The following is a 4,458-nucleotide window of genomic DNA, read 5'->3' on the forward strand; positions in this document are numbered from 1 at the left end:
GGTGTGGTTTGTTGTTTGAGAACTCAATAGTGTGCTTTGTTCAATAAGGAACACGCCAACCATGTGGTTGGTGTGTTGACTAGGACTGATACCAAATATTTATTTGTTTATGTTTTGAAAACATTTTTGGTTTCAGAAAATTTTGACAGTTCGAAGCAAGTGGCCGAGTCACCGTACCCCGTGTGGCGTGTGAGGTGCTTGTTTCGTTTTCTTTTTTGAGATCGGGTTTTCAAGCTTTTTCTGTTTTGTAACGGAGAGTTTGATCCTGGCTCAGGACGAACGCTGGCGGCGTGCTTAACACATGCAAGTCGAACGATGAAGCCTGGTGCTTGCACTTAGGTGGATTAGTGGCGAACGGGTGAGTAATACGTGAGTAACCTGCCTTTGACTCTGGGATAAGCCTGGGAAACTGGGTCTAATACTGGATACGACAAGGGACCGCATGGTTTTTTGTGGAAAGGGTTTGTACTGGTTTTAGATGGGCTCACGGCCTATCAGCTTGTTGGTGGGGTAATGGCTCACCAAGGCGACGACGGGTAGCCGGCCTGAGAGGGTGACCGGCCACACTGGGACTGAGACACGGCCCAGACTCCTACGGGAGGCAGCAGTGGGGAATATTGCACAATGGGCGCAAGCCTGATGCAGCGACGCCGCGTGAGGGATGACGGCCTTCGGGTTGTAAACCTCTTTCAGCAGGGGAGAAGCGAAAGTGACGGTACCTGCAGAAGAAGCGCCGGCTAACTACGTGCCAGCAGCCGCGGTAATACGTAGGGCGCGAGCGTTGTCCGGAATTATTGGGCGTAAAGAGCTTGTAGGCGGTTTGTCGCGTCTGTCGTGAAAATCCGGGGCTTAACTCCGGACGTGCGGTGGGTACGGGCAGACTAGAGTGCAGTAGGGGAGACTGGAATTCCTGGTGTAGCGGTGAAATGCGCAGATATCAGGAGGAACACCGATGGCGAAGGCAGGTCTCTGGGCTGTAACTGACGCTGAGAAGCGAAAGCATGGGGAGCGAACAGGATTAGATACCCTGGTAGTCCATGCCGTAAACGTTGGGCACTAGGTGTGGGGGGCATTCCACGTTTTCCGCGCCGTAGCTAACGCATTAAGTGCCCCGCCTGGGGAGTACGGCCGCAAGGCTAAAACTCAAAGGAATTGACGGGGGCCCGCACAAGCGGCGGAGCATGCGGATTAATTCGATGCAACGCGAAGAACCTTACCAAGGCTTGACATACACTGGATCGCCTCAGAGATGGGGTTTCTCTTCGGAGTCGGTGTACAGGTGGTGCATGGTTGTCGTCAGCTCGTGTCGTGAGATGTTGGGTTAAGTCCCGCAACGAGCGCAACCCTCGTTCTATGTTGCCAGCGCGTGATGGCGGGGACTCATAGGAGACTGCCGGGGTTAACTCGGAGGAAGGTGGGGATGACGTCAAATCATCATGCCCCTTATGTCTTGGGCTTCACGCATGCTACAATGGCCGGTACAAAGGGTTGCGATACTGTGAGGTTGAGCTAATCCCAAAAAGCCGGTCTCAGTTCGGATTGGGGTCTGCAACTCGACCCCATGAAGTCGGAGTCGCTAGTAATCGCAGATCAGCAACGCTGCGGTGAATACGTTCCCGGGCCTTGTACACACCGCCCGTCAAGTCACGAAAGTTGGTAACACCCGAAGCCGATGGCCTAACCGTTTGGGGGGAGTCGTCGAAGGTGGGACGAGCGATTGGGACTAAGTCGTAACAAGGTAGCCGTACCGGAAGGTGCGGCTGGATCACCTCCTTTCTAAGGAGCACAATCTTTTGGTTGGCTGGGTTTGTTCACGAGTGTTGGACACCTGGTTTGCTCATGGGTGGAATGTTGGTTCTGGTTTTTGGACAAAGTGTGCTGTTGGGTTTTGAGGCAACATAGCTGTTTGGTTGTGGTGTCTTGGTTGTTGCCTGGCGCAGATGGCTGGTGAGGGTGTTGTTCTTTGCTGGTGTTTGTGGGTGGGTTGTTGTTTGAGAATTGTATAGTGGACGCGAGCATCTTCTGGAAATTCTGAGAAGCAAGTTTTTTTTGTTTGTTTTTTGGTTTTTCTTGATTGTGTAACTTAGTTATTTTTGTATGAATGATCCTTGTGATTGTTTGTGTGTCGTAAGTCATGAAGGGCACACGGTGGATGCCTTGGCATCAGGAGCCGATGAAGGACGTGTGAATCTGCGATAAGCCTCGGGGAGTCGATAACAGGACGTTGATTCGAGGATTTCCGAATGGGGAAACCCAGCATGTGGTGACACATGTTACCGCCAGTTGAATGTATAGGCTGGTTGGGGGGAACGCGGGGAAGTGAAACATCTCAGTACCTGCTGGAAGAGAAAATAAAATATGATTCTGTGAGTAGTGGCGAGCGAAAGCGGATGAGACTAAACCTGTGGTGTGTGATAGCGGTTAGGTGTTGCATCATGGGGGTTGTTGGGAGCAACGGGGCAGTTCTAACTGACTGCTGCGCGGATGTTGTGTTGGGTAGGTGAAGGCCTTGGGATGGGCTGCCGGAGAGGGTGAGAGTCCCGTAACTGAAACCTGGTGCACCTGTGGTTGTTGTCCCGAGTAGCACGTGACTCGTGGAATTGCGTGTGAATCTGCCAGGACCACCTGGTAAGTCTAAATACTTCCTGATGACCGATAGTGGATCAGTACCGTGAGGGAATGGTGAAAAGTACCCCGGGAGGGGAGTGAAATAGTACCTGAAACCGTGTGCTTACAAGCCGTTGGAGCCTTGTGGGGTGACAGCGTGCCTTTTGAAGAATGAGCCTGCGAGTTAGTGTTTTGTCGCGAGGTTAACCCGTGTGGGGTAGTCGTAGCGAAAGCGAGTCTGAATAGGGCGTGTGAGTGGCAGGATCTAGACCCGAAGCGGAGTGATCTATCCATGGCCAGGTTGAAGCTACGGTAAGACGTGGTGGAGGACCGAACCCACTTCAGTTGAAAATGGAGGGGATGAGCTGTGGATAGGGGTGAAAGGCCAATCAAACTCTGTGATAGCTGGTTCTCCCCGAAATGCATTTAGGTGCAGCGTCGCGTGTTTCTTGGTGGAGGTAGAGCTACTGGTTGGTTGATGGGCCGTATTGGTTACTGACGTCAGCCAAACTCCGAATGCCATTAAGTGAGAGCGCGGCAGTGAGACAGTGGGGGATAAGCTTCATTGTCGAGAGGGAAACAGCCCAGACCATCATCTAAGGTCCCTAAGCGTGTACTAAGTGGGAAAGGATGTGGAGTTGCTTAGACAACCAGGAGGTTGGCTTAGAAGCAGCCATCCTTGAAAGAGTGCGTAATAGCTCACTGGTCAAGTGATTCTGCGCCGATAATGTAGCGGGGCTCAAGTACACCACCGAAGGTATGGCAATCAAGTGTTTTTGCTTGGTTGGGTAGGGGAGCGTCGTGTGTCCGGTGAAGCTGCGGTGTGAACTAGTGGTGGAGGGTATGCGAGTGAGAATGCAGGCATGAGTAGCGAATCACGGGTGGGAAACCCGTGCGCCGGATGATCAAGGGTTCCAGGGTCAAGTTAATCTGCCCTGGGTTAGTCGGGGCCTAAGGCGAGGCCGTCAGGCGTAGTCGATGGATAACGGGTTGATATTCCCGTACCGACGGAGAACCGTCCATGCTGAGTTGGTGATGCTAACTGTGAGAAGCTGTTTGTAACCGGTTCTTTTTGGACTGGAGCTTATGGTGGACTGCAGGGCCCGAGCCAAGGAGGCAAGCGTATTAACAGGTGTGACGCAGGAAGGTAGCCAAGCCACGCGGTGGTTGTCGTGGTCTAAGCGTGTAGGGTATCGGGTTGTTAAATGCGCCCGTGTTGGCCTGAGGCGTGATGGGACCCCGTTTTTTGGGGGATTTGGTGATCCTATGCTGTCGAGAAAAGCATCGGCGTGAGGTTTGAGTTGCCCGTACCCTAAACCGACACAGGTGATCAGGTAGAGAATACTAAGGCGATCGAGAGAATCATGGTTAAGGAACTCGGCAAAATGCCCCCGTAACTTCGGGAGAAGGGGGACCTTGAGCGTGATCCACCCGTGCGGTGGGGAGCGTGTATGGGTCGCAGAGACCAGGGGGAAGCGACTGTTTATCAAAAACACAGGTCCGTGCGAAGTCGTAAGACGATGTATACGGACTGACTCCTGCCCGGTGCTGGAAGGTTAAGAGGATTGGTTAGTGCCCTTTTGTGGTGCGAAGCTGAGAATTTAAGCCCCAGTAAACGGCGGTGGTAACTATAACCATCCTAAGGTAGCGAAATTCCTTGTCGGGTAAGTTCCGACCTGCACGAATGGAGTAACGACTTCCCTACTGTCTCAACCATGAACTCGGTGAAATTGCAGTACGAGTAAAGATGCTCGTTTCGCGCAGCAGGACGGAAAGACCCCGTGACCTTTACTATAGTTTGGTATTGGTGTTCGGTGTGGCTTGTGTAGGATAGGTGGGAGACTGTGAAGC

The 4,458-nt window shown here is 52.6% G+C and carries 2 rRNA genes; both read left to right on the forward strand.

What is annotated here, in order from left to right:
- Positions 1 to 247 precede the first annotated feature (247 nt).
- Positions 248 to 1,776: ribosomal RNA gene (locus IEV00_RS11080) — 16S ribosomal RNA — on the forward strand.
- Positions 1,777 to 2,125: 349 nt separating this feature from the next.
- A 23S ribosomal RNA gene (locus IEV00_RS11085) occupies positions 2,126 to 4,458 on the forward strand; the annotation flags it as partial.

The organism is Rothia aerolata (assembly GCF_014635585.1).
Lineage (GTDB): Bacteria > Actinomycetota > Actinomycetes > Actinomycetales > Micrococcaceae > Rothia > Rothia aerolata.